Annotated in this window: 3 protein-coding genes; 2 read left to right on the top strand and 1 reads right to left on the bottom strand. The window is 41.2% G+C overall.

Annotated elements, in window-relative coordinates; all coding sequences use genetic code 11:
• The first annotated feature begins 13 nt into the window (after window positions 1–13).
• A complete protein-coding gene (locus DWX62_RS04960) occupies window positions 14–2,896 on the top strand; it encodes a PL29 family lyase N-terminal domain-containing protein (protein WP_008661927.1) in 2,883 nt (960 codons plus the stop codon).
• Window positions 2,897–3,140: 244 nt separating this feature from the next.
• On the opposite strand, the gene DWX62_RS04950 is transcribed toward DWX62_RS04960, so the two are convergent.
• A complete protein-coding gene (locus DWX62_RS04950; protein WP_005833603.1) occupies window positions 3,141–3,512 on the bottom strand; it encodes a hypothetical protein in 372 nt (123 codons plus the stop codon).
• Between the two features lie 167 nt (window positions 3,513–3,679).
• On the opposite strand from DWX62_RS04950, the gene DWX62_RS04945 reads away from it, so the two are divergent.
• Window positions 3,680–4,029 (top strand): phage integrase SAM-like domain-containing protein (locus tag DWX62_RS04945; protein WP_207806018.1); only part of this gene is annotated, 350 nt, incomplete at its 3' end.

Here is a 4,029-nt window from a genome sequence, read left to right as displayed (position 1 = left end):
AAAGTTTTCAATTATGAACAAAAAGTTTCTAAGTGTGATCCTGTTCAGTGCCTTAATGGTTGGTACTGCAGGTACATTTGTTTCTTGTAAGGATTATGATGATGACATCGAAAACTTACAGAAGCAAATTGATGAAAACGCTAAGGCTATAGATCAGATTAATAAGCTGATTTCAGACGGTAGCGTAATAACAGGGGTAGTCAAGGGAGCAAATGGCATCACTATTACTCTTAGCAATGGTAATTCTTATGAAATTACCAATGGCTCAAATGGCACAAATGCTGCAGTATGGAGCATCGGAGAGGATGGCTATTGGTATAAAGATGACGTAAAACAGGCTTATAAAGCCGTTGGCGAAAAAGGTGGTGATGGTTGCTACTATAAGCCTAATGAAACAACTGGGAACTTTGACATCTACAATGCTGATGGTACCTTAAAGGAATCTACCAATATCTCTTGGAAAGGTACGGGCATTACTGCTGTAGAGGATGGCAATGATGTGATTCTATACAATGTGACAAAGGCTGATGGAACGACAGGCAGTGTTACAATTTCAAAGACCAACAATTTGCGTAGCTTGGTTTTCATCCCGCAAGTGTATGTTGATGGTGTGCAGGGGTTGACTTATGATTCCTATGCTTATAAAGCACTGACTTTATCTGAAAAGGATTCTAAATCGGAAAAAACGACAGCTGCAGCTACCAGCACCACTATCAATCCGGTTGTCTATGCCGAATATCATGTAAATCCGGCCAATGCCAACGTTAATGAACTGAAAGACAAACTTTCATTCATGGTGAAACCGAACGTGGATTATATCAGTTCACGTGCTGCTGCTTCCAATGATTTTGCAATGACTCCCGAATTCGTTTCCTTTACGGATGGTATTTTGAAGGTCAAAGTCAATATCAAGGGAATAGCCGCTACAGAAGAAAAGATTTCTGTGTTTGCATTGAATGTAGAGAAAGAAAATGGTGAAGATGTTACTTCTGATTATGCTACAGTATTCAAGAAAGATTTGAGTGACTTGGCTATCGCTGACCCGGCTGCCGAAGCTGCAAAGAAAGGTATCGCTGATAAAGACGAGCACTATAGAACTAAAATTGCTGCTGTAGATGCTGACGCATACAATCAAAAGGTTGTTTGGGCAGAAGGAAATACTGAGGCAGAATCTAAAACATACTGTGATACCATTGTTGTTTACAACCAGAGCTTAGACTTGACGAAATGCGTAGAAGCTCATGAATTGGCATGTGAAGGTGGTGACAAAATCAAGGTTGCTGATTTGGAGAAACTTGGCCTGAGCTTTGCTTTTGATGTGGTAAAGAACTATAAGGTAGGTAATCCTGTAACCGATCAGGCAGACTTCGTGACTTTGGCTGATGGCGTTTTGACCCCGAAAGTGTATGAAACCGAAGGCCGTGCAGCTATTGGCCGTACTCCTATCGTACGTGTTCGTTTGATGGATGGCGAGAACCTTGTAAAGGTAGCTTACATCAAGGTATTCATTGCAGATGAGACAAGCGCTCCTGTTACTAACCAATATGAACTGACTATCGAAAACTTCAAGTATGATTGCGATGATGCTGCAGCTTCAAAACTGTCAACAGTTAAGGATATGAACGTTCAGGTATACAATGAAATCGGTTTGAGTAAAGAACAATTCCACGCAACTTATCCGTATTTCTACGACTATGGTGCAAACCAGACTCCGGCAGATTTGGGTACTTGTGAAGAAACAACAGATGCAGAAACTCAAGCTACTCACGTAATCAAATGGACTATCTCTAAAGACGCTTTGTGGGAAAATGCCAGCAAGCAGCTGACTCACCGTGTAAGATATTATGCAGGTGAAAATCAAACAGGTGCTTATGTTGAATTGGTACTGAAAGCTACGGTAGAAGATATCCAGAAGTCTTACAATGTAGCAAAAGCCGACTTCATCTCCAACTATTGGGATGCAGACAAAACTTATACCAAGTTTAATGTTGCCGTACCAAGTAGCACGACAGATGCTGACCCAACTCACTGTACATTTGTTAATGATTTGAATTCTCCGTTCACAACTTGGGCAAAGAATAGTACGGAAGGAACTCCGGGCGTACTGAAACTTGACAAAGCAGTGACTGGTATAGAATACTTCTTCTGCGCTGATGACATCAAGAATATCACTAAGATTGGTGATATTAATGTAGTCTTCACAACAGATGCAGATGGTACGACATTATACGCTACAGTAGGCGGCGTAAAAGAAGAGATAGCTGTTATTAACAATGCTGGTTCTACCGCTCCTAACACTGTAACCTATAACAAGAATAGTGCTATTGCCAAGCAATTGTTGAATACTGGCGCTATGTACACTTATATTGGTGCTACTGGTCGTGTATGCGATGATGAGACTAAGGTAGTTACTATTACATTTGATAATGAAGATCACTTCCAGGCTAATTTCATCCGTCCGGTCAACATTGCTGAACAAGCTGCTGATAACTTCATCGACGCTGTTGACTTTGGTGAAAAGGGTTCATTCATCCGCTTGGAAGACTTGATTGCTCCTTACGACTGGCGTGATCGCTACTTCAGTGACTATGCTAATTACTGGGGCTTCTACGGACCATTCACAATTACTGCCGATGTGGATAATGCAGAATGTGACTTGAACGGTGTTCGTCAGGCTGTTCCTGTAACGGTAGAGTTGAAAGCTAACACAAATACCACAATGGGTAGCGGTGATGATGCTAAGACTTCTCAGTATGGTTTCATCACTTACAAGAACAATGGTACTAAAGTTTCAGCATTCAATATCTACGTTAAAGTTACCGTAGAATATGGTTGGGGTACCATCAAGACTGATTTCATTACAGTTCCTGTAAGCTCTACTATCACTAATAACTAAAAGTAAACAAGTTATTAGAAGATAATAAATAAAAGAGTGGATATAGTCTTACAAAAGATTATATCCACTCTTCTTTTATAGTGCCTCCAATAATAAACCAACTGTCAGAACAAGTCTTGACTATTACACGTTGTTAAACACTTCCCAGTACCCCGATGTTCTACTGCCAATCCGAGTTATCAGTCCCTCCCGTTTAAGCAGCACTATTCTATTTTTTATTGTTCTCTCAGAAAGTTTTAGCACTTCACTCAACTGTCCAATGGTTATATATGGATCTTGTATAATTGCTTCCAATGTACTTTGGGCAATCTTTGGGCAATCTTTGGGCAACATTAGTTTCATCCTGCCCCATATTACTCAGTGATGTTCCGGTATTGTCCTTCATTCTGACTACATTACCGCATCCTTCATGTACGGGTATGAACATGAGGAAGTAACTGCGTTCCTCATCGGTTTCGATAGAAGCACGTGGTGAACCGTTTTTAGCCAGCCCATCTTGGATTGTAGGAATTCCGGTGCAGCGACCTTCTGTCAAGTCCAATTCTTTCAAGAAATCCCGATTACTTTCCACTTTATTACGATGCAGCAGGTCTTCTATGTTTATTGGCAGTGACATATAGTGTTCAATTATTTAATTCCACCAATGAGTATAGTCAGTATGGTGTATTCGTATTGCAATTTTCAATGCGAAGTTTCTCGCAAATATAAGAAATATATTCGTCTCCCTTATATTCATCTAATTTATTTATATTGCAGAATAAACCTTTTATAAATAAATTGGAAATGAATAGAAATGAAATTACCTTACAAGAGATGTTCTCCTCAGTCATCGAGGAACTCCGGGAAGGCGGCAGGTGGGGGACGGCACACATCTACCAGTCAGCGGTGAATGCATTCTCGGCATTCACCAAATGGCAGCCGATGCCCATGCGCAGGCTGAGCCCGACCGTACTGAAGAGATTCGAAAACTACCTCAGGCAGAGGAACTGCAGTTGGAACACCGTATCCACCTACATCAAGACGGTACGCTCGGTGTATCATCGGGCGGTGGACAGAAAGTACATACGGTATGTACCCAGACTGTTCGAGCATGTATATACCGGCACACGGGCGGACAGGAAGAAGGCGCTCGA

Source organism: Bacteroides sp. AF20-13LB, assembly GCF_003603065.1.
Taxonomy (GTDB): domain Bacteria; phylum Bacteroidota; class Bacteroidia; order Bacteroidales; family Bacteroidaceae; genus Bacteroides; species Bacteroides uniformis.
This window is presented reverse-complemented; position numbering and strand designations above follow the sequence as displayed.

Excerpts from the sequence above, each read along its gene's own strand:
- DWX62_RS04960 (WP_008661927.1), top strand. The coding sequence starts at position 14 with ATGAACAAAAAGTTTCTAAGTGTGATCCTGTTCAGTGCCTTAATGGTT.
- DWX62_RS04950 (WP_005833603.1), bottom strand. The coding sequence starts at position 3,512 with ATGTCACTGCCAATAAACATAGAAGACCTGCTGCATCGTAATAAAGTG.